The sequence below is a fragment of the Sphingomonas sp. AP28 genome, assembly GCF_056680455.1.
Genome location: NZ_CM155283.1, coordinates 2,585,492 through 2,608,786, shown reverse-complemented (window position 1 = coordinate 2,608,786; position 23,295 = coordinate 2,585,492). Strand labels below are relative to the sequence as shown.

24 protein-coding genes are annotated in these 23,295 nt (G+C 66.7%); 8 read left to right on the top strand and 16 right to left on the bottom strand.

Annotation, left to right across the window (positions count from 1 at the left end; all coding sequences use genetic code 11):
• Positions 1–84: 84 nt before the first annotated feature.
• From AC1MH0_RS12005 to AC1MH0_RS11995, 3 genes are all read right to left on the bottom strand, one after another.
• On the bottom strand, positions 85–558 hold the full coding sequence (locus AC1MH0_RS12005; protein ID WP_480962965.1) for a hypothetical protein: 474 nt from the start codon (positions 556–558) through the stop codon (positions 85–87).
• 11 nt (positions 559–569) lie between these two features.
• Positions 570–1,457 (bottom strand): hypothetical protein, encoded by an 888-nt coding sequence (locus tag AC1MH0_RS12000; protein ID WP_480962964.1) that lies wholly within the window; start codon positions 1,455–1,457, stop codon positions 570–572.
• A gap of 453 nt (positions 1,458–1,910) precedes the next feature.
• Positions 1,911–2,372 (bottom strand): hypothetical protein, encoded by a 462-nt coding sequence (locus AC1MH0_RS11995; protein WP_480962963.1) that lies wholly within the window; start codon positions 2,370–2,372, stop codon positions 1,911–1,913.
• Between the two features lie 464 nt (positions 2,373–2,836).
• Here AC1MH0_RS11995 and AC1MH0_RS11990 point away from each other — a divergent pair, with 464 nt between their 5' ends.
• Genes AC1MH0_RS11990 through AC1MH0_RS11970 form a run of 5 tightly spaced genes read left to right on the top strand, consistent with a single transcriptional unit; the run spans position 2,837 to position 8,319 of the window.
• Positions 2,837–3,901 carry a type III polyketide synthase gene (locus AC1MH0_RS11990; RefSeq protein WP_480962962.1) on the top strand — a complete coding sequence of 355 codons (1,065 nt, stop codon included), beginning with the start codon at positions 2,837–2,839 and terminating at the stop codon, positions 3,899–3,901.
• The gene (locus AC1MH0_RS11985) at positions 3,898–4,578 is read left to right on the top strand and encodes a methyltransferase domain-containing protein (RefSeq protein WP_480962961.1); all 681 of its coding nucleotides are present in this window, start codon (positions 3,898–3,900) and stop codon (positions 4,576–4,578) included. The genes AC1MH0_RS11990 and AC1MH0_RS11985 overlap by 4 nt, the downstream gene beginning before the upstream one ends.
• Positions 4,557–5,645, top strand: coding sequence for an NAD(P)/FAD-dependent oxidoreductase (locus AC1MH0_RS11980; protein WP_480962960.1), 1,089 nt, complete (start codon positions 4,557–4,559; stop codon positions 5,643–5,645). The genes AC1MH0_RS11985 and AC1MH0_RS11980 overlap by 22 nt, the downstream gene beginning before the upstream one ends.
• Positions 5,646–5,689: 44 nt before the next feature.
• Positions 5,690–6,100 (top strand): peptide-methionine (R)-S-oxide reductase MsrB, encoded by a 411-nt coding sequence (msrB, locus tag AC1MH0_RS11975; protein ID WP_480965734.1) that lies wholly within the window; start codon positions 5,690–5,692, stop codon positions 6,098–6,100.
• Positions 6,101–6,144: 44 nt separating this feature from the next.
• On the top strand, positions 6,145–8,319 hold the full coding sequence (locus AC1MH0_RS11970; protein WP_480962959.1) for a transglycosylase domain-containing protein: 2,175 nt from the start codon (positions 6,145–6,147) through the stop codon (positions 8,317–8,319).
• Here AC1MH0_RS11970 and AC1MH0_RS11965 read toward each other — a convergent pair.
• The 3 genes from AC1MH0_RS11965 to AC1MH0_RS11955 are packed head-to-tail and all read right to left on the bottom strand — an operon-like array spanning position 8,295 to position 9,998.
• A complete protein-coding gene (locus AC1MH0_RS11965; protein ID WP_480962958.1) occupies positions 8,295–8,969 on the bottom strand; it encodes a M48 family metallopeptidase in 675 nt (224 codons plus the stop codon). The genes AC1MH0_RS11970 and AC1MH0_RS11965 overlap by 25 nt on opposite strands.
• A 4-nt stretch (positions 8,970–8,973) precedes the next feature.
• On the bottom strand, positions 8,974–9,408 hold the full coding sequence (locus AC1MH0_RS11960) for a YcgN family cysteine cluster protein (protein ID WP_133020171.1): 435 nt from the start codon (positions 9,406–9,408) through the stop codon (positions 8,974–8,976).
• The gene (locus tag AC1MH0_RS11955) at positions 9,405–9,998 is read right to left on the bottom strand and encodes an SCO family protein (protein WP_480962957.1); all 594 of its coding nucleotides are present in this window, start codon (positions 9,996–9,998) and stop codon (positions 9,405–9,407) included. Before AC1MH0_RS11955 ends, AC1MH0_RS11960 begins: the two co-directional genes overlap by 4 nt.
• Before the next feature lie 79 nt (positions 9,999–10,077).
• On the opposite strand from AC1MH0_RS11955, the gene AC1MH0_RS11950 reads away from it, so the two are divergent.
• On the top strand, positions 10,078–10,686 hold the full coding sequence (locus tag AC1MH0_RS11950; protein ID WP_480962956.1) for an ankyrin repeat domain-containing protein: 609 nt from the start codon (positions 10,078–10,080) through the stop codon (positions 10,684–10,686).
• A 169-nt stretch (positions 10,687–10,855) separates the two neighbouring features.
• Here the strand turns inward: AC1MH0_RS11950 and AC1MH0_RS11945 are convergent, their stop codons facing one another.
• Genes AC1MH0_RS11945 through tsaD form a run of 3 tightly spaced genes read right to left on the bottom strand, consistent with a single transcriptional unit; the run spans position 10,856 to position 13,411 of the window.
• The gene (locus tag AC1MH0_RS11945; protein ID WP_056064776.1) at positions 10,856–11,353 is read right to left on the bottom strand and encodes an MmcB family DNA repair protein; all 498 of its coding nucleotides are present in this window, start codon (positions 11,351–11,353) and stop codon (positions 10,856–10,858) included.
• Between the two features lie 58 nt (positions 11,354–11,411).
• On the bottom strand, positions 11,412–12,389 hold the full coding sequence (locus tag AC1MH0_RS11940; RefSeq protein ID WP_480962955.1) for an NAD(P)H-dependent glycerol-3-phosphate dehydrogenase: 978 nt from the start codon (positions 12,387–12,389) through the stop codon (positions 11,412–11,414).
• Positions 12,386–13,411: a tRNA (adenosine(37)-N6)-threonylcarbamoyltransferase complex transferase subunit TsaD gene (gene tsaD / locus AC1MH0_RS11935; RefSeq protein ID WP_480962954.1), complete on the bottom strand. Its 1,026-nt coding sequence runs from the start codon at positions 13,409–13,411 to the stop codon at positions 12,386–12,388. Before tsaD ends, AC1MH0_RS11940 begins: the two co-directional genes overlap by 4 nt.
• 64 nt (positions 13,412–13,475) lie before the next feature.
• On the opposite strand from tsaD, the gene hemC reads away from it, so the two are divergent.
• The gene (hemC, locus tag AC1MH0_RS11930; RefSeq protein WP_480962953.1) at positions 13,476–14,381 is read left to right on the top strand and encodes a hydroxymethylbilane synthase; all 906 of its coding nucleotides are present in this window, start codon (positions 13,476–13,478) and stop codon (positions 14,379–14,381) included.
• On the top strand, positions 14,378–16,036 hold the full coding sequence (locus AC1MH0_RS11925; protein WP_480962952.1) for a uroporphyrinogen-III synthase: 1,659 nt from the start codon (positions 14,378–14,380) through the stop codon (positions 16,034–16,036). Before hemC ends, AC1MH0_RS11925 begins: the two co-directional genes overlap by 4 nt.
• 294 nt (positions 16,037–16,330) lie before the next feature.
• Here the strand turns inward: AC1MH0_RS11925 and AC1MH0_RS11920 are convergent, their stop codons facing one another.
• The 7 genes from AC1MH0_RS11920 to glmM all read right to left on the bottom strand — a co-directional run bounded on the left by AC1MH0_RS11920 (position 16,331) and on the right by glmM (position 23,253).
• Positions 16,331–17,215: a bestrophin family protein gene (locus AC1MH0_RS11920; protein WP_056064245.1), complete on the bottom strand. Its 885-nt coding sequence runs from the start codon at positions 17,213–17,215 to the stop codon at positions 16,331–16,333.
• 80 nt (positions 17,216–17,295) lie between these two features.
• On the bottom strand, positions 17,296–18,351 hold the full coding sequence (gene folP, locus AC1MH0_RS11915) for a dihydropteroate synthase (protein ID WP_480962951.1): 1,056 nt from the start codon (positions 18,349–18,351) through the stop codon (positions 17,296–17,298).
• 140 nt (positions 18,352–18,491) lie between these two features.
• Positions 18,492–19,631, bottom strand: a complete 1,140-nt coding sequence (locus AC1MH0_RS11910; protein ID WP_480962950.1) for a DNA methyltransferase — start codon at positions 19,629–19,631, stop codon at positions 18,492–18,494.
• Between the two features lie 176 nt (positions 19,632–19,807).
• Complete coding sequence (locus tag AC1MH0_RS11905; protein ID WP_192238477.1) at positions 19,808–20,446, bottom strand: ribonuclease HII; 639 nt, start codon at positions 20,444–20,446, stop codon at positions 19,808–19,810.
• A 1-nt stretch (position 20,447) separates the two neighbouring features.
• Positions 20,448–21,371, bottom strand: a complete 924-nt coding sequence (gene thiD, locus AC1MH0_RS11900) for a bifunctional hydroxymethylpyrimidine kinase/phosphomethylpyrimidine kinase (protein WP_480962949.1) — start codon at positions 21,369–21,371, stop codon at positions 20,448–20,450.
• Positions 21,372–21,697: 326 nt separating this feature from the next.
• On the bottom strand, positions 21,698–21,913 hold the full coding sequence (locus AC1MH0_RS11895) for a DUF1272 domain-containing protein (RefSeq protein WP_480962948.1): 216 nt from the start codon (positions 21,911–21,913) through the stop codon (positions 21,698–21,700).
• On the bottom strand, positions 21,913–23,253 hold the full coding sequence (gene glmM / locus AC1MH0_RS11890) for a phosphoglucosamine mutase (protein ID WP_480962947.1): 1,341 nt from the start codon (positions 23,251–23,253) through the stop codon (positions 21,913–21,915). Before glmM ends, AC1MH0_RS11895 begins: the two co-directional genes overlap by 1 nt.
• Positions 23,254–23,295: the final 42 nt, after the last annotated feature.

Below are 23,295 nucleotides of genomic sequence, written 5' to 3'. Positions count from 1 at the left end.
ACGTGCGTATTACCCCTCTTGCGTGCATGTCGTGATCTTCCTTGTATTGAGTATGTGGTCAGGTGTGGAGAGAGATTGGCCGGATCATTTCAGGACGGCCTGGAACGCGAACTGGCCCTGCGAACCGGCCGCTAACGGGCTCGCGAGGCGCCACCGGACGCTGGTGACATCGTTGGGGCTCGCCGCACGCGTGCTGCCGTCGGGGCTGCGGACGCGGAGGGTGGCGAGCGAACCGAAAGTCTTGCCGTCGACCGAGACGTCGGGCGCGGGCGAACCGGGATTTGCCGATCGATAGGCGATCTGGCGCGGCAACGGGTTGTCGAGCACCACGTTCGCCAGCGGCTGCGTACCGGTGTTGTGATAGGCCAGAATGAAGATGACCTTGTCGCCCGGCGTCACCCGCGACGGCTTGACCAGCGTGACTCGCGTGGTGCCGTCGGGCGCGGCACTGCGCGCCTCGACCATGACGCTGCTGGTGACCTGCAACGGGCCGGCCGCGGCGGAGGCTGCGGCGGCCGTAGCGACCAGAACGGCGGCAACCATAGGACGCGTAATCATGGCTATGCTCCTCATTGAATCTTGGCTTTGAATTGGACGGTGTGGCTGGATCCGGCGGCGACCCGGCCGAGTGCGACGGTGACGCCGGCGCCTTGGGCGGCGTTCGGGTCAAAGCGGCCGGCGTCGGCGTCGGCGCCATCGCTGAGCGGTGCGCCGTCGAGCGTCAGGCTGCCCGGGACGAAGAGAGTGCCCGCGGGGATCGGGTCGGCGATCCGCGCGCCGGTGACGGCATCGGTGAAGCGCGCCTCGAGCGTGTAGGTGATGACCGCGTCGCGTACCGCGTTCTGCGATCCATCGGCGGCGCGTACCGACTGGCTCTTTAACAATACCGGGCCCGCAAGCGCAGTGCCGAGCGGGACCGAGACACTGGCGAGTGCGCCGGTCGGTCCGACGACCGCATCGCCGCCGCCATCACCTGCATTCGGGTATAGGCTGCCGTTCGTGCCGGATCCCGTCGTCGAGCGCGCGTTGACGGTCAGGACGGCGTTCGCAGTGCCGCCGTCCGGCGTCGCGACAAGGACCGCGAGCAGTTTAACCGACTGACCGGGCGCCAGGAGCTGCGTCTTGCCGTCGACCGGCGCGACGTCCCTGGATGGATCGTAGCGGCCGTCGCCGTCGGCATCGATCACCAGCATGCGCATCGTGGCGGCGCCGGGCGACACCGATGCTGCGACCACGAATGATTCGGCCCCGTTGTCGAGGTTGGTCAGCGTGAAGGGGATGGCGACCGGCTGCGCGGTGACGACGATCGCACCCTGCCCATCGCGCACCAGCGCGACGTCGAGCCGTTCGGCGACGATGATCGTGACGGTGTTCGAACTCGTCAATTGCGCCGTACCGTCCGCGTCGTACCGCAGCCCCGCGGTATTGACGATCGACGTACCTGCTGGCGTTCCCATCGACGTACCAACTGCGGGCGTTTGCGCCAGAAGTGGCTGGGCCAAGCCGGTGGACAAGCCTGCAGACAGGATGCACGCTAGCAAGCACGGTACCGCTGCGGCGCGTCGCGATCTTCCCCTATTTTCCCCATGCCGTGACATCAGACGAATCAACTTTGCCCCAATCCTTCGATTGATGACAAATTGTTCGAAGCCACTTAATCAAATACTACAAAATCAAAATGGGATCGGGAAGCGAAACTATGATAGTTAATGCAACAAGATCCGTTCCGAGTTAGTTCTGCAAGGTAACGCCCGCCGAACCGGTATCATCTGTCATTACCGTTATATATTTGGACACTTCTATTCTGTGCGGTTCTTCCGACATTCTCTTTGCCTGCACGATAAGACCGGCCACGACCCGCCTTTCTGTAACACGTGCCGTGGCCGGTCGTGGCAGGTCCGTTACTTGGGTTAGCCGCGAAGAAGTGCGCGCAGATAGGCTTTCATCTGCTGGTCCCCGGCATGGCTCAGCGATATCTCGACGCGCCGCCGGTCGGTGGGGTCGGTGACGCGATCGATGAGTTTCAGCTTGTGGAGATGCTCGATCCAGCGCTGCGACGTGGTCACGGGCGCGTCGGACATGCTGACCAGCGCCTTGATGTTCATTGGCATACGATCGTCGCGCGATGCGAACAGCGCGAGGAGCATGTCCCAAGCCGGTTCGTGGAACAGTTCGCCGGGCAGGAACTGGCGTCGCAACCGCCGTTGCTCGAGCACCGTATTCGCATGCTCGACGAGCGTAGCATCGGTCGGTTCATTGCCTGCGGGCACCGGTTCGGCAGCCTTAGCGACCCTTCCGTTGAACTCCTCGGCAACCGCCGACAGTTTTGCAGTCAGATCCTTGATCAATTCCACGACGGTTTCGTTTTTCACCTAGGCCCCCCGTTGCCATCGACCCGTTACCTTCAGTCCGCGATCAGAACGCTCGCGCCCGCAACGTGTCGTTGCTGGGCCCGCAACCTTCGACCATCTCAGAAGCGGGCTGAGACGCCCCGATTTCGAGACTAGACGCCAGAATTCCAACGCCGTCCTGCCGATTTGTTAACTGCGAAAATATCAGCGAACAAATTCAACAATATTTACGTATCAAGTTCAAACTTATTATATATTAATCAAATCGTTATGGATCTTTTTAGCCGATTACATGCCCGTTCTGAGGTGGATATATAGCGTGATGAATGACGATTTCAGCAACGGATCAGTGCACGTTGCGGATGCTTTCAACCATCATACCGTACCAACGCGAAACGCCGATTTGCGACGAACAGATATCACGCGCGTCCCATAGTCCGATTTAACGTGCCATGCGTTAGGCGTCGGTCGCAGGAAAGGATATCGTGTCCGCTTATCTCAATGCCGTAGGGTCCGCCGTCCCCGGTCACGATATCCACGCGGCGTTCATCGCCTGGGCGCGCTCGCGCGTCGATGCCCGTGCCGAGCGCGTCTTCGACCGAATGGCGTCGCGATCAGGCATCGGCCATCGTTGGTCGGTATTGCCGCCGACCGCGGGGGGTGGCTCGCCGGTCGACGATGCCGGCTTCTACGCGACGGAACCCCATCCAGGGACGAGCGCGCGAATGGTCCTGTATGCAGAGCATGCGCCCGACCTCGCGATCCGCGCAATCGAGGCGTTGCGCCAGAAGGTCGCAGTCGAGGGCATCACGCATCTGGTCGTGGCCAGTTGTACAGGGTTCGTCGCGCCGGGGATCGACCAGATCATCGCGCGCCGGCTTGGCCTTTCGTCGAGCGTCGAGCGGCTGCTGATCGGTTTCATGGGGTGTTACGCCGCGATCGTCGCGTTGCGGAGTGCGCGGCATATCGTGCGGTCCGAGCCTGGCGCGCGCGTGCTGGTCGTGACGGTCGAGCTTTCCACGCTGCATCTGCAGCCTGCCAACGATATCGAGGCACTGTTGGCGATGCTGCAGTTTGGCGACGGGGCTGCGGCGGCGCTGGTGACGGCGGATGCGACCGGGTTCGTGCTCGAAGCGCCGTTCGCCGCGTCCTTACCCGATAGCGAGCAGCTGATCCGCTGGGACGTCACCGATGCGGGCTTTGCGATGCATTTGTCGGGCGAAGTGCCGGGGCGGATCGCCGCCGCGCTGTCCGACGAGGAGTTTCGCGCGATCGTGAGTGCGGGCCGGCCGCCCGAATCAATCGATGGCTGGGCGGTCCATGCCGGTGGGCGGTCGATCCTCGATGCGGTCGAACATGCCATGCACCTGAGCCCGGACGCGCTGGCAGCGTCGCGGCAGGTGCTGGCGGACAATGGCAACATGTCGTCGGCGACGTTGATGTTCGTGTTCGAGCGATTGCTGGCCGGGCCGCCGGTCGCGCACGGCGTGGCACTTGCGTTCGGTCCTGGCCTCGCGGCGGAGGGCTTCGGGTTCCGGAGCGCGGCATGAGCCTCGCGGTCCGCAGCCAGACCGAAGAGCTGATGGACGCCGACGATCTCGACGCGGCAACGTATGCGGACGTCGTCGGCGATCTCGCGACGGTCAACACGGTGACGATGGCGCGCCGCCCAACGCTCGACTTTCTCGCGCGGGCGACCAAGGGGCGGAAAAGCTTCCGGCTGCTCGACGTGGGGTTCGGCGACGGCGACATGCTGCGCCGGATCGCAAATTGGGCGGAGGCAAAGGGTATCGAGGCGGAACTGGTCGGGGTCGACCTCAACCCGCGCAGCGAACAGGCGGCGCGGGCGCATGGCGGCGACATCCGCTACGTCACGGGCGACTATGCCGATCTCGCGCATGAGCCGTGGGACGTGATTGTCAGTAGCCTCGTCGCGCATCACATGAGCCACGACCAGCTGATCGCGTTCCTGCGGTTCATGGAGGGACATGCGAGCGCGGGGTGGTTCGTCAACGACCTCCACCGGCACGGCTTCGCGCATTGGGGCTTCCCGGTTCTCGCGACGATCGCGCGCTGGCATCCTATCGTGCGGCATGACGGCACGCTGTCGATCGCGCGCAGCTATCGCCCCGACGAATGGCCGCCGCTGCTGGCCGAGGCCGGCATCACCGAGGCGAAGGTCCGCCGCGTCTTTCCGTTCCGGTTATGCGTCGAACGCCTGCGCTGATCGTCGGCGGCGGACTCGCCGGTGCCGCGACCGCGATTGGACTGGCGCGCGCTGGCCTGCCGCATCTGCTCGTCGAGCGATCGCGCGCGACCGGTGATGCGATCTGCGGCGGGTTCCTGAGTTGGCGGACGCTGGAGACGCTCGCGGGGCTGGGGATCGATCCGGATACGCTCAATCCGGACCGTGTGACCCGGGCGCGCATCTTCGCAGGCGATCGTCGCGCGGAGGCCGCCCTGCCCCATCCGGCGGTGTCGGTTACGCGCTACCGGCTTGATACGGTTATGCTGGCCGAAGCCGAACGGCTGGGCACGCCAGTCGAGCGCGGCGTCACCGTGCGCGAGATCGACGGGACGAGCGCGAGGCTCGCCGACGGTGCGACGATCGCTGCCGACGCGCTGTTCCTCGCGAGCGGCAAGCACGACGTTCGCGGCATGACGCGCCCCGAAGACGCGCGCGGTGCCGACCCGACCTTGGGTATCCGCGTAAGGATCGCCCCCTCGCCTGCGCTGAGCAAAGCGCTCGCGGGCGGCATCGAGCTTCACCTGTTCGATCGCGGCTATGCCGGCTTGGCGATGCAGGAGGACGGCACCGCGAACCTGTGCATGGCGGTTCACCGGTCAAGGCTTCAGGCGGCTGGCTCTCCTGCGCAACTGCTGGAAGCGCTTGGTCGAGACATGCCCGCGCTCGGCGAATGGGTCGCGCTGATCGATCCGAGTGCCTCGATCGATGCCATCGCCAACGTCCCCTATGGCTGGCGTCAACGCACCGGCGCCGACGCGCTGTTCCGACTCGGCGATCAGGCCGGCGTGATCCCCTCGCTCGCCGGCGAAGGCATGGGCATCGCGCTCGCCAGCGGAGTCGCGGCCGCACACGCCTACGAAAAGGGCGGCCCCGCTGCCGCAGCGTCATGGCAGGAGGATTTCGCTAGCCGCCTGGCTCGCCCTATCGGCATCGCCAGCATCGTCCGCCACATCGCCGAAAGCCAGCGCGCCGCGTGGCTGCTTCCTTTCCTGCGCCCCGCACTGATCCAGGTCATCGCCAGCGCAACCAGAATGGGGCAGTCTTGAAAACCGTCCCGCCAGTACGACCCGCCAGCACGAGAGGCATGTCCATGGACCAGCTCAATCTTTCCGAGGCCGAATGGCGCAAGCGGCTGACTCCCGAGCAATATCATGTGCTGCGCGAGGCCGGCACCGAACGTGCGTTCGCGGGCGTGCTGACCGACAACAAGGCCGACGGCATCTACCGGTGTGCGGCGTGCAGCAACGAACTGTTCGACAGCGCGGACAAATATGATTCCGGCTCGGGCTGGCCGAGTTTCACCCAGCCGATCGGCCCCGACGCGGTCACCGATCACGCGGATCGCAGCCACGGCATGACCCGGATCGAGACGCGGTGCGCGCGCTGCGACAGCCATATGGGGCACGTCTTCCCGGACGGTCCGCCGCCGACCGGGAAGCGTTATTGCATGAACTCGCTCTCGCTCGAATTCCGGGCGCGCAAAGCGAACGTCGCGGCCTGATGCCGCTTGTAGGGCGGGACCATCGCGCGTAATTCTGCGGCCACATGGCTCGTACGCGTTCTGCTCCCCCGTCCCGTCGGTCCCCAACTCCACCGGCGTCACGCTGGCGGCGGCGGCTGGTCGTCTTTATCCAGGTCATGGTCGGGATCGGCGTACTTGCGCTCGGTGCGCTGGCGATCGCGGTGTATATCGCGATGTCGCAGCTTCCCAGTTTCGACAGCCTGAAGTCGTCGCCCAACGGCCAGATGATCCGCGTCCATGCCGCCGACGGCACGGTGATCGTGTCGATGGGGCCGAGCTTCGGCGAATGGCTGCCCTACGGACAGATTCCCAAGGTGATGCGCGACGCGACCGTCTCGGTCGAGGATCGCCGCTTCCGCTCGCATATCGGCGTCGATCCGGTCGGCATCGCGCGATCCGTGAAGGTGCGGTTCGATCGTGGCCACTGGACGCAAGGCGGCTCGACGATCACGCAGCAGCTCGCGCGGACCGTCTTTCTCAACAACCAGAAGAAGTTCGGGCGTAAATTCCGCGAGGGCATCCTGGCCTTCGCGCTCGAATGGAAATTCACCAAGGACCAGATCCTCGAACTCTATCTGAACAAGGTCTATTATGGCGGCGGCGCCTACGGGATCGACGCGGCGAGCCGGAAGTTCTTCGGTCATGGCGCGGATCACCTGAGCCTTGCCGAAGCCGCGGTCATCGCCGGCCTGGTCAAGGCACCGTCCAACTATTCGCCGACCGCCGACGCGGAAGCCGCGATGGGCCGCGCGGGTGTCGTGCTGGAGACGATGCAGGAAACCGGCGCGATCACGTCGTCCGAGGCTGCCGATGCAGACGTTTCCGGGCTGAAACTCGCGCCCGAGCCCAAGCAGAACAGTGTGCGTTATTTCACCGACTGGGCCTTGCCGCAGCTCGATACGCTGATCGACGAGACGACCGAGCCGCTCGAGGTGTGGACGACGCTCGACCTGACGATGCAGCGCCAGGCGGACGACGCGATCCGCGCCAATGCCCCACCCGGAGCACAGGGCGCACTGGTCGCGCTCGATCGTGGTGGCGAAGTGCGTGCGATGGTCGGGGGCAAGGATTACGTCTCGTCGATCTACAACCGCGCGACTCAGGCGGTCCGTCAGCCGGGCTCGTCGTTCAAGCTGTTCGTGTACCTCGCCGCGCTCGAGGCTGGCCACAAGCCTGAGGACTCGATCGTCGACGAACCCGTCACGATCAACGGCTGGAGCCCACGCAACGATTCCCGTCGCAACTCCGGCGCGGTGTCGTTGCGGACCGCGTTCGCCTATTCGCTGAACACCGTGGCGGCCAAGCTCGGCCAGGAGGTCGGCTTCAACACGGTCGCCGACATGGCGCGACGGTTCGGCATCACGACGCCGGTCAACGTGCATCCGTCGATGGTGCTGGGCACGTCGGAGGTTCGCGTGATCGACATGACGCGCGCGTTTGCGTCGGTCGCCAGCAAGGGCGTTGCGGTGACTCCGTACGGGATCACGCGAGTCACGGCGAACGGCCAGACGATCTACACGCACGAAGTCGACCGCAGCCACGTGCTAGTCGCACCCTATGTCGCTGCCGAGATGACCGACCTGTTGCAGACCGCGGTCAACACCGGCACCGGGCGCGCGGCGCAGATCGGTCGGCCGGTCGCGGGCAAGACCGGCACCACCACCGCATCGAAGGACGGCTGGTTCCTGGGCTTCTCCAGCGGAATCACCACAGGCGTGTGGATGGGTCGCGACGATGCCAAGCCGATCGCCGGCCTGCACGGCGGCACCGCGCCGGCAAAGGCGTGGGCGGCGTTCATGAAGCCAGCGACCGCCAACCGTCCGATCGAGCAGTTCGATACGAAGGTGACGTTGCCCGAATGGCAGCTGGAGCCTGACGAGGAGAGCTATTTCGGGCAGCCCGACAATGGCCAGATGATGGTCGACGAGAACGGAAATCCCGTCGAACAGGGCGAACCGCCCGTCCCGACCGATGCGCAGACCGGCGACACCATCCCGCGGCCGGATGTGGAACAGCCCGAAGCGGCACCCGGGCCGCCGCCGCAGCAGATGAATCAGGACTGGATCGACCGCGTCACCGGGCGTGATCGGCGCGAGCCGTCACCGGCGGGGCGCCAGCCTCTCCAGCGCGACGTACCGCGCGATCAGGTCCAGACGCAACGCTATCAGAGCGATCAGGAAGAGCGCCCGAACCAGTGAAGGCCCGCGCCGTGCGTGCGTAGCCAGACGCGCGCGGGCGTCGGGTCTTCGCCGTAGAGTTGCTCGACCAGCGCGTGGAAGACCGGCGCGTGGTTCATGTGGACACGGTGCGCGACTTCGTGCGCGACGGTGGCGCGGCGGACCCAGCTTGGCGCGAGGATCAGCCGCCAGCTGTAGCGGATGACGCCGCTTGATGCGCAGCTGCCCCAGCGGCCCTTGGCATCGCCGACCGCGACCTGCGCGACGCTGACCTTGGCCTTGGCCGCGTATTCGGCGGTTTCGGTCTCCAGCACGGCGAGCGCGGTACGTTTCAGCCACGCCTCGACGCGACGCGCGATCGTTTCGGGCGGCCCCGACAGCGACAGGACGGAGCCTTCCCGAACTACGGTGCGCCGGCTCCCCGGGGTCCATTCGATCGTCAACGGTTCGTCGGCGACGGTGAGAACCGCGCCTGGCAAGAAGGGGCGGGGCGACGGGAGCAACGCGCGCTGTTCGGCGATCCAGCCCGCCTTGTCCTCCGCCCAGGCCAGTGCCTGTTTCAGCGCCGCGCGTTTGGGGAGGACGAGCCTTGCCCGGCCGCTCGCGGGATCGATCGACAGTCGCGCGCGCCGTGCGCGGGGATGACGGACGATCTCCAGGCCTTCGATCACCGGCTTAGAGCTCGCGGTCGATCACGTGATATTCGAGCTCACCCGCCTCGTCCTCGCTGATCGTCCAGCCGCGCACCGATTGCTTGGCGCGGTGGACGGCCTCGCGATCGCCGCAGACGAGGTAATGCCATTCGGGCAATTGCTCGCCGGCCGCGCGCAGGCGGTACGCGCAGGTCGACGGCAGCCAGTCGATTCCGCGGACGTTGCCGGTCGTCAGCCGCACGCATTCGGGGACATAGGCATGGCGGTGGCGGTAATCCGAGCATTGCCCGCTACGCCGGTCGAGCAGGCGGCACGAGACGTTGGTTGCGACGAGCTCGCCCGTATCCTCGTCCTCGAGCTTGTGGATGCAGCATTTGCCGCAGCCGTCGCACAAGGCTTCCCATTGGCCGCGGTCGAGCTGGTCGATCGGCGTATCTTCCCAGAAGCGCGCGCTCACCGGGCCCAGCGCTTGATTTCCGTCACCACTGCGTCGGGCCCTTGTTCCTGCGGCAGCAAAGCGAGGGGCTTGCCGTCCGGGCTCATCAGATAGGCCTGGCGCGAGTGGTTTACGAGGTAGCCGCCGCCCGGCGATGCGTCGCCCTTGCTCGAATAGACGGCGTATTCGGTCTTGATCTTGGCGATCTGCGCGTCGGTGCCGGTGAGGCCGACCATGCGCGGGTGAAACGCAGAGACGAACTGCTTGAGCACCGCGGACGTATCGCGCGCCGGGTCGACGGTCACGAACATCGGTACGATCTTCGCGGCAAGTGCAGGATCGCTCGTTTCGAGCTTTTTCACCGCGGCGCCGATCGCCTGGACATCCGTCGGACACACATCGGGACAGAAGGTGTAGCCGAAATACATGATGCGGTATTTGCCCGCGAACGCCTGTTCGGTGACGGTCCGCCCGTTCTGGTCCGTCAGCGTGAAGGCGCCGCCGATCCGCGCGCCTTCGAGCGGCGGTTTGGCGGGGGGCTGGGACGAGTTGCACGCCGACAGTGCCAAGCCGGGCAGCGCGAGCGCGCAAAGAAGGAAACGGAGGTTCATGGTGCCGCCAGCCTTGATCTGTTCGCTACTGCGGCGCAAGCGTCACCCTATATCCAGGACGAACCAAGGAAGTCTCTCGATGCGTATCCGCCTGATGCTCGCCGCTACCCTCCTGCCGCCTGCGCTCGCCTGCGTCGCGGCGCCCGCGTTCGCGCAAGGCCAGTCGGAGGGGTACAAATTCCTGTCCGCGGTGCGCGATGCGAAGAACAACGAGGTGCTGGAGATGCTAGGGCGCCCGGGCAGCAACATCATCAACACGCGCGACGTGACCAGCGGCGAAGGCGCGCTCCATATCGTCATCAAGCGTAGCGACGAAGTGTATCTGCGCTTCCTGCTGCAGAAGGGTGCTGATGCGAATTTGCGCGACGGCAAGGGCAACACGCCGCTACTGCTCGCGGTGACGCTTGGCCAGACGAACATGATCCCGATCCTGACCGCGGCCGGGGCGAACCCGAACCTCGCCAATTCGGCGGGCGAGACGCCGCTGATCCGCGCGGTGCAGCGTCGCGACGTGGGGATGATCCGGGTGCTGCTGGCCGAGAACGCCGATCCCGACCAGGCGGACATCATGGCGGGCATGTCCGCGCGCGCCTATGCCAAGCAGGATGGACGCAACCCGATCGTGAGCAAGCTGCTGGAAGACGCGCCGAAGAAGGTGCGCAAGGCCGTGTCGGGCCCGAAGTTCTAGGCAGCTATCATGGCCGCCCACATGGCCCAAACCGCTACGCGCCCCCCTCCCTGGAAGGGAGGGGCTGGGGGTGGGTCGGCCAGCTTATGACGCGACGGTTGCATGATACGGAAACCGACCCGCCCCCGACCCCTCCCTTCCAGGGAGGGGGAAAGTTCACGACGTTCCTCTAAAACGCCAACCCGTCCGCATCCGGGTCCATCTGCGCGATCAGCCGCCGTGCCGCGCGACGGGCGAACGCGAGCGTACACCGCTTCCGCACATGCGCCGGCAGAGGCACGGTATGCGCCTCCCGCACGATCGCCGCGTCGTAGCGGTCCGCGACGATGATCCCGGTACGCTCCGGCAGGAACGCGGGCCCGTTCAGGGGCCCGACGTCGAACCCGGCCGGAACCGCCCAGAAATACCGGTCGCAATGCCCGAGATAATCCGGCCACTTCCCGTCGCCTAGCAGATCGGCGCGCGACACCTTGATCTCGACGATCACGATCTGGCCGCGCGCATCCACCGCCATCAGGTCGGCACGGCGGCCGCCGTCTAGCGGAACTTCGGTCATCGCGGTGAGATCGTGGCGGAGCAACATCCGGATCACGCCGCGCGCCACGTCGGCCGCACATAAGGGTGATCCAGGTTCGTCGATGCAGGAGTCCGGCGGCATGTCGAGCATGCGCCGGAAATAGAACAATCCGCGAACGAGGCAAGCCCATTCGCGGATCGCTTGGCGGTCAGCCCGCCTCGCCCTTCAGCGGCCGGGCGAGCAGGTCGCCGATGACGTCGCTTACCGGCGCCCCCTCCAAGAGGCGGCAGACCGCTTCGGTGATCGGCATGTCGACACGCGCGTCGCGCGCCGCTTCGCGGAGGACGGGGGCGGTAAAGGCGCCTTCCGCGACGGTCCGGCGGTCCGCCAGCAGCGTCGCCGCCGACTCGCCGCGCCCCAGGCCGACCCCCAGCGAGAAATTACGCGAACTCGTCGAGGAACAGGTGAGCACGAGATCGCCCAACCCCGAAAGCCCCGCCAGCGTTTCCGCGCGCGCACCGCGGGCCAAGCCGAACCGCGTCATCTCGGCGAACCCGCGCGCGATCAACGCCGCCCGCGCGTTCTGGCCGAGACCTGCCCCCTCGACCACGCCGCAACCGATCGCAAGGACGTTCTTCACCGCGCCACCGATCTCCGCGCCCGCGACGTCGGTCGAGGCGTACGTCCGGAAATGCCGCGCCGCGAGACGGGTCGCGAGCCGTTCGCCGAGCGCCGCATCCTCGCACGCGAGCGTCACCGCGGTCGGCAAACCGGCGGCAACCTCATGCGCGAAGGTCGGCCCCGAGAGCACCGCGATCGGCGCATCGGGATGTACCGCGCGCGCGACCTCGCCGACGAGCCGCTTGCTCCCCGCCTCGATCCCCTTCGCGCAGAGCACGAGCGGAATGCGGCCGATCGGGGCGGCGGCGAGCACGCTGCCGACGTGCTGGGCGGGTGCGACGACGAGGATCACATCCATCTCCGCCAGCGCGGCAAGGTCGTCGGTCGCGCGGATCGTCGGCGACAGCGCGACGCCGCCGAGGAACAGCGTGTTCTCATGGGCGGTGTTGATCGACTCGACCACCGCGCCCTCGCGTGCCCACAGGATCACCTCGCGACCGCCATATGCTGCAACCTGCGCAAGTGCCGTGCCCCACGCGCCGCCACCGATGACGCCGATCTTCATGCCTTCACCCCTGCACCACGCACCGCTTCGGCATTCGGATCGAGCGGCCAGCGCGGACGCGCGGCGACATCGAGCGGATCGGTAAGGCCCGCGGCAAACCGCTCGGCGCCTGCCCATCCAATCATCGCGGCGTTGTCGGTGCACAGCCACAAGGGCGGCGCGACGAAGCGGAGCCCGTGCGCGGTGGCGAGCCCCTGCAACGCGGTACGGACCGCCGTGTTGGCCGCGACTCCGCCCGCGACGACGAGCGCAGTGGCGCCATGCGAGGTCCGCAAAGCCTTGGTCGTGCGGTCGATCAGGCAGTCCACCACCGCCGCCTGGAACGAGGCAGCGATATCCTCGGGCGAATATTGGCCGACGACACGCGCGACCGCGCTCTTCAGGCCTGCGAACGAGAAATGCGGCTCGGCCGAGCCTTTGAGCGGGCGCGGCAATGGGACGGCCTTGGGATCCCCCAACGCTGCGGTCCGTTCGACGGCAGGGCCACCGGGGAAGCCAAGGCCGAGCAACTTGGCGGTCTTGTCGAACGCCTCGCCCGCCGCATCGTCGATCGTCGTGGCAAGGCGCCGATACGCACCGACGCCCTCGACCAGCAGCAACTGGCAATGCCCGCCCGACACGAGCAGCAGCAGATAGGGAAATTCGAGGTCCGGATCCGACAGCCGCGGCGAGAGCGCGTGACCCTCGAGATGATTGACTGCGATCAACGGCTTGCCCGCGGCGTGCGCAAGCGCCTTGCCGGTGACGAGCCCGACCATCACCCCGCCGATCAGCCCCGGCCCCGCGGTCGCGGCGATCGCGTCGACATCCGCCAGCGTCAGCTTCGCGTCGGCCAGCGCCGCGACGATCAGTGGCTCGAGCGCCTCGACATGCGCGCGTGCGGCAATTTCGGGGACGACGCCGCCGAACGGGGCGTGCGCGGCTTCCTGGCCGAGCAGCCGGTGCGCGAGGACCTGACGGTCGCCGGTGACGAGCGCGGCGGCGGTTTCGTCACAGGAGGATTCGATGCCGAGGATGATCATCGCGTGTCTGTATAGGCCTGCGTGAAGCTTGTCGAAGGGGGCCCCTTTCTGCATGGCACCCAGCATGACAGTTTTTCGGCTCGGTACGCGCGGTTCGCCGCTGGCGCTCACCCAGGCAGGCCTGGTCCGCGATGCGTTGTGTGCGGCGCATGGCTGGTCGCCTGACAAGGTCGAGACGGTCGTGATCCGAACGACGGGCGACCGCGTGCAGGATCGCGCGCTCGCCGAGATCGGCGGCAAGGCACTGTGGACCAGGGAACTCGACCGCGCGCTCCACGACGGCGACATCGACTGCGCGGTGCATTCGATGAAGGACGTCGAGACGATCCGGCCGCACACGCTGAGGATCGCCGCGATGCTGCCGCGGGCCGACGTGCGCGATCGGCTGATCGGTGCGGAGACCTTTGCCGACCTGCGGCCGGGCGCCGTCGTCGGCACGAGTTCGCCGCGACGCCGCGCGCAGATGCTGCGGCTGCGGCCCGACCTGGAGATCGTGCTGATCCGCGGCAACGTCGATACGCGGCTCGGCCGGGTGGCGAGCGGCGAGATGGACGCCACGCTGCTCGCCGCGGCCGGGCTCGATCGCCTCGGGCGCGACGACGGCCATGCGATCCCGACCGACATCATGCTGCCCGCACCGGCGCAGGGCGCGGTCGGGATCGAGGTCCTCGACGGCAGTGCCGCGCACGCGATCGTCGCCGCGATCGACCATGCCGACACCAGCCTGTGCGTGCTGACCGAGCGCGCGTTGCTGGCCAGGCTCGGGGCGGACTGCCACTCGCCGGTCGCGGCGCTCGCGTCGCTGGCGGGGGAGACGCTGACGTTGCGCGCCGAGCTGATCGCCGAGGACGGGACGTGCGACGTCGCCGGATCGATCGAGGGCAGTGCGGGCGAAGACCTTGGTACGATGCTGGCGGTCGACTTGCTTACGCGCGCGCCGGCGAGCGTCCGCCGGTTGTTCGCGGCATGACGTCGCCTCACGCGGTCGTCGTCGTGCGGCCGGAGCCCGGCAATGCGCGGACTGCGGCGGCGCTGCGGACGCTCGGGCTCGACGTACGGCAGGTTCCGCTGTTCGCCGTAACGCCGGTCGACTGGAGCGTGCCCGATCCGGCGGGGTTCGACGGGTTGTTGCTGACCAGTGCGAACGCGGTGCGGCATGGTGGCGTAGGACTGGACGCATTGAAGCGCCTGCCGGTGGTCGCCGTCGGTACTGCGACGGCGGCGGCAGCGAACGACGCGGGTTTTGCGGTCGCGGTGACCGGGTCGGGCGATGCCCGCGATGCCGTCTCCGAAGCGCGCGATCGCGGTTTTGCGCAACTGCTGCATTTGGCCGGGCGCGATCGTGCTCCTACCGGCGACGGGATCGAGGCCATTACGGTCTACGCGAGCGATGATGTGCCGATCGACGCTACGGTTGCGCAGTCGTTCGCCGATACCGTCGTGCTGCTGCACTCCGAACGCACCGCGATCCGGTTGAAGGCTATGCTCGATACGGCGGGCATCGACCGGTCCGGCATCGAGATCGCCGCCATCAGCGCCGCCGTCGCCGAAGCGGCCGGAACCGGCTGGGCGACCGTCTCGATCGCCCCGCAACCGAGCGATCCGGCGCTCGTCGCGCTGGCTGCTGCACGTGCGAACACACGCGCGATTGACCATCCGGTGGATGGCGGGGATAAGCACGCCATGAGCGACTACGTGCCGACCGATCGCCCACGGGCACGCGGACCCAGAATGGGCGTCATCATCGCCTTGACCGCGCTTGCGTTCATCGCCGGACTGGCGCTGATGGCCTATGCCGCGAGGAAGCTGCCCTGGTTCGGCGCCACGGCGTCGACCACCGCTGGCGCACCCGTCGCGGGCCAGAAAGCCGGCGCGAGCAATTCCGGGTATATCCCGTCGCAACCGCTCGGTCCGGATGGCCAGCCCCAGGCCGCCGCGCCGGTCGACACCGCCGTGCTGGCAACCCGCGAGGCGACGCTGGCGGGCCAACTGACCGCGCTCGAGGCGCGCACCGCAGCGATCACCACCGACGCCGCCGCCGCCGGTGGGCAGGCGACGCGGGCAGAGGGGCTTCTGGTGGCGTTCGCCGCGCGGCGTGCACTCGATCGCGGGGTCGGGCTCGGTTACCTGGAGGAGCAATTGCGCCTGCGGTTCGGTCAGGCCCAGCCGCGCGCGACGATGCTGCTGATCCAGGCTGCGCGCCAGCCGGTGACGCTCGAGGATTTGCGCCAGGGCCTCGATGCGATTGCGCCGGACATCACGAGTTCGACCGGCGAGAACTGGCTCGATACGATCCAGCATCAAATCGATTCACTGATAGTGTTGCGCAAGGCGGGAACGCCGTCGCCGATGCCCGCCGACCGCCTCGCACGCGCGCGCCGACTGCTCGGTGCCGGCCAGGTCGAGGCGGCCCGCGCCGAAGTCGCCCGCCTCCCGGGCGCCGCCCAAGCCAGCAACTGGATCGACGCGGCGCGGCGCTACGTCGTTGCCCGCCAAGCGCTCGACCTGATCGAGAACACGGCACTGATCGGCCAGGCGGGACAGCCGCAACCGGCGCCGGTCGTCATGCCAACGCCACAAACGGCAACCGAAACGGACACCGCCCCGGACCCGTCGGGTATCTGAGCTGAACTCGTCTCGCTGGTGAACAGCGATCTATGGCCGATGGCGTTGCATTCGCCTGTCCGAAGATTCACCGGCAAGACCGTTCGATCTCTTCCCGATTACAGGATAGCTGCGTACGGGCGGATCGTCCCAGGAACACCCACGGGGTCACGCACTGAAGTCGGCGGTGTGTTTCGCTCTACGACTGTCCGGAACGGACTTTGCGTGATCCGGCCTTAACTTCCTCAACGTGCCCAGTGGGGCAGCCGTCATGTAGAGGAGGTCGACGCTCAATAGCGCCGACCCCTGTCTTTCCTACCACAGCACGCCACGGACCGGCTGCAACGGCTCCGGCGCCTCGTCGCCGATCGCCTGAAGCAGGTCGATCTCGATCGTTCGGCACATTGCGTTCAGCGGGACGTCGTGGATCGTGTCCGCGAACGGATCGACCAGATCGTCGCCGATCTGGAGCACGGCGAGGAACATCAACCCGGCAATCGTCGAGCCGATCGGCGTCGCAAACCCAAGCGTCTCGACCAGACCGATCGGCAGCAGGATGCAGAACAGCCGCGTGAAGATGCTGGGGAAAAAGCGATACTGGTTTGGCAGAGGCGTGTTCTTGATACGCTCCATGCCACCCTGCGCGTTGGCGATATCGACGAGGATCGCCTCGAACTGCGTCTGCTGGATGGTGTCGATCCAGCCGTTGCGGCGCGCTATATCGATTCGGCGGCCGGTGCCGTCGAGCAGGCCGTTGGCTATATTGGTGCGATCGAGCGCGAACGACGCCTCTTCCTTCGACAGGAAGCGCAACACTTCGGGGGGCGCTGGCTGCTTGCGCAACTGGCAGCGCAACGCATTCACATACGCGATCTGGCGGAGGACGATCGTCCGCTTCATATCATGGCCCTCGGGCTCGGGCAGCATGTTGCGCGCCATTCGCGCCAAATTGCGCGAGGCATTGATCATCAGGCCCCACAGCCCGCGGCTTTCCCACCAGCGCTGATACGCGGAGTTGTCGCGGAAGCCGAGGAACAGCGCCAGCGCGGTGCCGAACAGCGTCAAAGGCAGGGCCGGCGCATGAAACGGCAGGACGTAATAGGTGATCGTGACGACGACGTCCCAGACGAAAAGACCCAGCAGCGGGCGCCAGACCTCGCTCAAGATTTGACTGAGGCGTGGTGTTGCGGTGACGATCAAACGAAAGCTCCCTTGTTTACTGGGCGTTTAATGCGCGAAGAGACGTTTCGCTGCAATGCAGCGACGATCAGCCGCCCCGCTTAGCCGCCAACGAGCGACTGATCGCGTAGTCCGCGCCAGATCTTCAGCGCCTGGACGGTTTCTGCAACGTCGTGGACGCGCAGGATTTGGACGCCGGCCTCGGCGCCCTTGAGTGCCAGCGCGAGCGAACCGGCGAGGCGCTGGTCGACCGGCGCTTCGTTCGAGAGCGCGCCGATCAGACGCTTGCGGCTGGCGCCGAGCATGATCGGGCAGCCGAGCCCGTGGAAGATCGCCAGACCGTTGAGCAGCGCGAGGTTCTCGGCGAGCGTCTTACCGAAGCCGATGCCGGGATCGACCATGATCTGCGACCGGTCGACGCCACCGGCGACTACCGCGGCGATGCGAGCTTCCAACCAGTCGAAGACGTCCGTCAGAACGTTGGTGTAGCCACCGTTGCCGTGGCCACCTTTCTTAGGGTCGGGCGAGTGCATCAGCACGACCGGGCAGCCGCTATTTGCGACCACATCAAGTGCGCGGTCATCCCAGAGGAGCGCGGCGACGTCGTTGACGATGTGCGCGCCGGCGGCGAGCGTGGCTTCCATGACGGCGGCCTTGCGGGTATCTACCGAGACGATCGCGCCGGCCCTCGCGAGGCGTTCGACGACGGGGACGAGGCGGGCGATCTCGTCGCCCTCCCATATCGCGGCGGCACCGGGGCGGGTGGATTCGCCGCCGACGTCGACCAGCGTCGCGCCGGCTGCGGCCATGTCGATCCCGGCGGCGGCGGCGGCGGCGGGGTCGTCGACATGCTTGCCGCCGTCGGAGAAGCTGTCGGGGGTGACGTTGAGGATGCCCGCGACGATCGGCTGGTCGAAGCGCAGCGTGCGTTCGCCGAGTTGGAGTGCGGCGCGGGGGCTGGTGATGGCGGCGTGGAGGTGCGCGGCGCGCTCGCCCAGCGTTGCGACTTCGGCTACGGGGATCGTGCGGCGGGCGCGGCCTTCAATGACTTCGTAGGCGGCGAACCATTGCAGGCCGCCCGCCAGGCGCGCGACGCTGCCGTCTTCGTGGCCTATCGGAGTGTCGACGAACTGGACGGGGCGGAGGTGGAGGGTCATCGATCTACTCCGTCAGCGGGGCGTGTCGGATAAGATCGTTCGCTTTCCCGGCCAAGCGCGATTTGTTTCCCCGCGGAGGCGGGGACCCAGACTGGGCTCCCGCCTTCGCGGGAGAACAATGCAGGGCTACCCGGTGTTGTTCAGATCGTGTTCGCCAGCAGATAGGTCTGCCGAAGATCGTTGATCGGCTTGAGCCCCTTGTCGCTCTCGTAATGCCAGAAGCTCCAGCCGTTGCAGGCGGGGGCGTTCTGGAGGGTCGAGCCGAGCTTGTGGATCGAGCCGATCGTGCCGCAGTCGCTGAGCAGCGAGCCATCCGCGCGGATCGTCGCGCGCCACCGCCGCTTAGAGTCGGTCAGCACCGCGCCGGGAGCGAGATACGCGTTCTCGACCAGCACGCCGAACGCGACCTTGGGCTGCGTGCGCGGGCTCATCATCGTGGCGAGCGCCGATTCGTCGAGCGGCAGCGCGGCCTCGATGCGCTCCTGCGCGGCCTCGATGTAGTCGCCTTCGCGGTCGATGCCGATCCAGCTGCGGCCGAGGCGCTTGGCCACCGCGCCGGTGGTACCGGTGCCGAAGAACGGATCGAGCACGACGTCGCCCGGCTTCGTGCACGCCAGCAGGATGCGGTAGAGCAGTGCCTCGGGCTTCTGCGTCGGATGCACCTTGGTACCGTTCTTCTTCAGCCGCTCGGCGCCGCCGCAGGTCGGGAATTCCCAGTCGCTGCGCATCTGAAGCTCGTCGTTGAGCGTCTTCATCGCGCGGTAGTTGAAGTGATACTTCGCCTTCTCTCCCTTCGACGCCCAGATCAGCGTCTCGTGCGCGTTGGTGAAGCGCGTGCCGCGGAAGTTCGGCATCGGGTTGGTCTTGCGCCATACGATGTCGTTGAGGATCCAGTAGCCGAGATCCTGCACCGCCGCGCCGACACGGAAGATGTTGTGGTAGCTGCCGATGACCCAGAGCGCGCCGTCGTCCTTGAGGATGCGACGTGCTTCCTTGAGCCAGGCGCGGGTGAAGCGGTCATAGGCGGCGAAGGTGTCGAACTTATCCCAGTCGTCGGTGACCGCGTCGACGTGGCTGCCGTCGGGGCGATAGAGTTCGCCGCCGAGCTGGAGGTTGTAGGGCGGGTCGGCGAAGATCATGTCGATCGAGTTCGACGGGAGCGCCTTCATGTGCTCGATGCAGTCGCCGCGCAGGATCTGGTCGAGCGGGAGGACCGGCTGGACCGTCGGCTCCACTGCCTTTTTCGCACGCGGCCGTGCGATCGTGTCGATCAAACCCATGTTTTCCGCCCCTTGTCGACGCCCATAGCGGCGGAATTGTCCGACTCCGTCAAGCAAACATTCGTTAACGGCGTTTTCGCGAGAATCCGCGGCTGCTACCAAACGAGTCTTCGTTGCCCAGATGTTGAGTCGTGGGAGACTCGCGGCTCAAGCCCTTGGGGTGTGGCGCGAAAGACTCAGCTCGTCGTTTCCTGTGCGAAAAGTCCCTCGCGGGCGAGATAGGCGGCGGCGACCGGTGCGAAACTGCGGCGGTGAATCGGCGTGGGCCCGTGATCGCGGAGCGCCTTCATGTGGTGCGCGCAGCCATAGCCCTTGTTCGAATGCCAGTTATATTCGGGATGCACGTCCGCCGCGGCGATCATGATGAGGTCGCGCGTGTGCTTGGCGACGATCGAGGCGGCGGCGATCGACAGCGACTTCGCGTCGCCGCCGACGAGCGGCGTGGCGGGGTAGGTCCAGCGGGGCAAGCGGTTGCCGTCGACCAGAACGTGACCGGGAGCTTGGCCGAGCTCGACCGCCAGCGCGTCGACCGCGAGCGTCATCGCCTTCATCGTCGCCCAGTAGATGTTGAGCGTGTCGATCTCTTCCGGCTGGACGATGCCGATGCCGACGATCGCGCAACCTTTGAGGCGGGCGCAGAGCCGTTCGCGCTCGGAGGCGGAGAGCTTTTTCGAATCGTCGATGCCGCGGGGTACGCCTTTTGCGGGGAGGATCACCGCGGCGGCTACGACTGGCCCCGCGAGCGGACCGCGGCCGGCTTCGTCGACGCCGGCGACGGGGCCGACGCAGAGCTTTTCGTGTTTCATGCCGGGCATTTTAGCTCCATCGCGCGGCAAAAGCCTGCGCATCCCAGCCGTTGGAGTCCATTGCCGCAAGCAGGTCGTAAAAGGGGATAGTGTCGAGCCCGTGGCCCATCGGGCCGTGCCCTTGGCCGATACCTGGAGCGGCTGCAAGCGCGGCTCGGACGAACGCGATAGCTCGATCTATTGCGCCGTCGAGCGTCATGCCCTGGGCAAGCCCCGTCGCGATCCCGCTAGCTAGGGTGCAGCCCGTGCCGTGGGCGTGGCGGGTTTCGATGCGGGGATTGGTCCAGCAGGTTTCGTCGGTGTCGGTGACGAGGCGGTCGGTGACGTGGGGGCCTTCGGCGTGGCCGCCTTTTATGAGGACTGCGGGGCCTAGTGCGCGGATTGCTTGCTCGCCGCCGAGGGCTGCCAGTTCGGGGAGGTTGGGGGTTACGAGCGTGGCGACCCGCACGAGGCGAGTGAAGGCGGCTATGGTGTCGCGGTCTGCGAGGACGGAGCCGGAGGTGGCGATCATCACCGGGTCGAAGATGATGGGAAGTCTGCCCCCCTCCCTGGAAGGGAGGGGTTGGGGGTGGGTTGGCTTGGGGCTGGTGTCGCGCTCACCCAGCGGCCTACCCACCCCCGGCCCCTCCCTTTCAGGGAGGGGGGAAAGACGCTCTAGATATGCAGCGACCGCATGCGCCGTTTCCGCGGAGCCGATCATGCCGATCTTCACTGCGTCGACGCCGATGTCCGAAACGACGGAGTCTATCTGCGCGAGGACGATGTCGGTGGGGATCTGGTGGACCGCCTGCACGGCTAGCGTGTTCTGTGCGGTGATCGCGGTGACGGCGGTCATCGCGTGGCCGCCCAGCATCGTGACGGTCTTGATATCCGCCTGAATTCCTGCGCCACCGCCCGAGTCTGAGCCGGCTATTATGAGAACCCGCGCTGTCATAAAGTGTCCCAGATCGGGGCGAAGTGCACGAATTGCAGACGCTGGCGTGGGTCTGCACTTTGCCTGAGGTGGGGCTGCAATCGGGATGCCGGACTGGGGTTGGCGCGGTTGGCGGTCATGGGGTTGGCTATGGCATGATCGGTCGGATGTAGGACAGGGGGCCTGCAAACACCCCGGCGGAGGCCGGGGCCCAGTTGGGAGACGTTGCTAACCGCGGACTGCGATCTGTTACCTGGACCTTTCCAACTGGGCCCCGGCCTCCGCCGGGGTGGTAGAAGGGGTTGGGGTGGCAATAAGGTGCGATGTGTTGCTTACCCGAACCGCGCCTAGTGCCGACGCGCGCCGGCCGGCTTTAGCGGCGGCGCAGCGCCCAACCTCGTCGGGCGGTCGAGCAATTCGCCGCCGCAGTTGGGACACCGCTCGTCGAGCGCGTCGGCGCATTCCGCGCAGAAAGTGCATTCGAACGAGCAGATGAATGCGCCCGGCGCGTCGGCGGGAAGGTCGGTGGTGCAGCGTTCGCAGACGGGGCGCATCTCGAGCATCAGGCGGCGGCTTTCCGGACGGCGTCGCAGATGCGGTCGACGACACGCTCGACCTGTGCGGGATCGTCACCTTCCGCCATCACGCGAATCACCGGCTCGGTGCCCGAGGGGCGGATGACCAGGCGTCCGTTGCCGGCGAGTTCGGCCTCGGCCTGCGCGATGACGGCCTTCACCGAGTCGTCGTCGAGCGGCTTGCCGCCGGCGAAGCGGACGTTCTTCAGCAACTGTGGCAACGGCTCGAACCGGTGCAGCACTTCGCTCGCCGATGCGCCCGAACGCTTGACCTCCGCCAGGATCTGCAGCGCCGCGACAAGGCCATCGCCGGTCGTCGCATAGTCGGACAGGATGATGTGGCCAGACTGCTCGCCGCCGACATTATAGCCGCTGGAGCGCATCTTCTCGAGGACGTGGCGATCGCCGACCTTGGTCCGGACGAGGCCCAGGCCTTGGGCGGAGAGGTGGCGTTCCAGCCCGAGGTTCGACATCACCGTCGCGACGAGGCCACCGCCGGCCAGCCGTCCCTGCCGCGCCCAGCTTGCCGCTATCGTCGCCATCAGTTGGTCGCCGTCGACGATCGTGCCGGTCTCGTCGACGACGATCAGCCGGTCCGCATCGCCGTCGAGCGCGATGCCGATGTCCGCACCGCTGGCGACCACCGTCTCCGCGAGCGTCTGCGGTGCGGTCGAGCCGACGCCGTCGTTGATGTTGGTGCCGTTGGGCGTGACGCCGATCGCGACGATGTCCGCCCCCAGTTCCCACAAGGCGGATGGCGCGACCTTGTACGCTGCCCCATTCGCGCAATCGATCACGACGCGCATGCCGTCGAGACGCAGGTTCTCGGGAAAGGTCGACTTGGCGAAGTGGATGTACCGCCCCTGCGCGTCGTCGATGCGCCGTGCGCGGCCGATCTGGCTCGACGGCACGAGCGGAATGTCGCCGTCGATCAAGGCTTCGATCGCCTCTTCCGCTTCGTCCGACAGCTTGTAGCCGTCGGGTCCAAACAGCTTGATACCGTTGTCCGCATACGGATTGTGGCTGGCGGAGATCATCACGCCGATATCCGCGCGCATCGACTGGGTGAGCATCGCCACCGCGGGCGTCGGCATCGGCCCGACCATGACGACGTCCATGCCGACGCTGGTGAAGCCCGCGACCAGCGCGGATTCGAGCATGTAGCCCGACAGGCGCGTGTCCTTGCCGATCACGACGCGGTGGCGATGATCGCCGCGCAGGAAATAGGCGCCGGCCGCCATGCCGACCTTCATCGCCATCGCTGCCGTCATCGGCGAGACGTTGGTTGCGCCACGTATGCCGTCGGTGCCGAAGTATTTTCTTGCCATTGGTTACGCGTCCGTTCCGTATCGGTGTCCGACGCGTTTGAT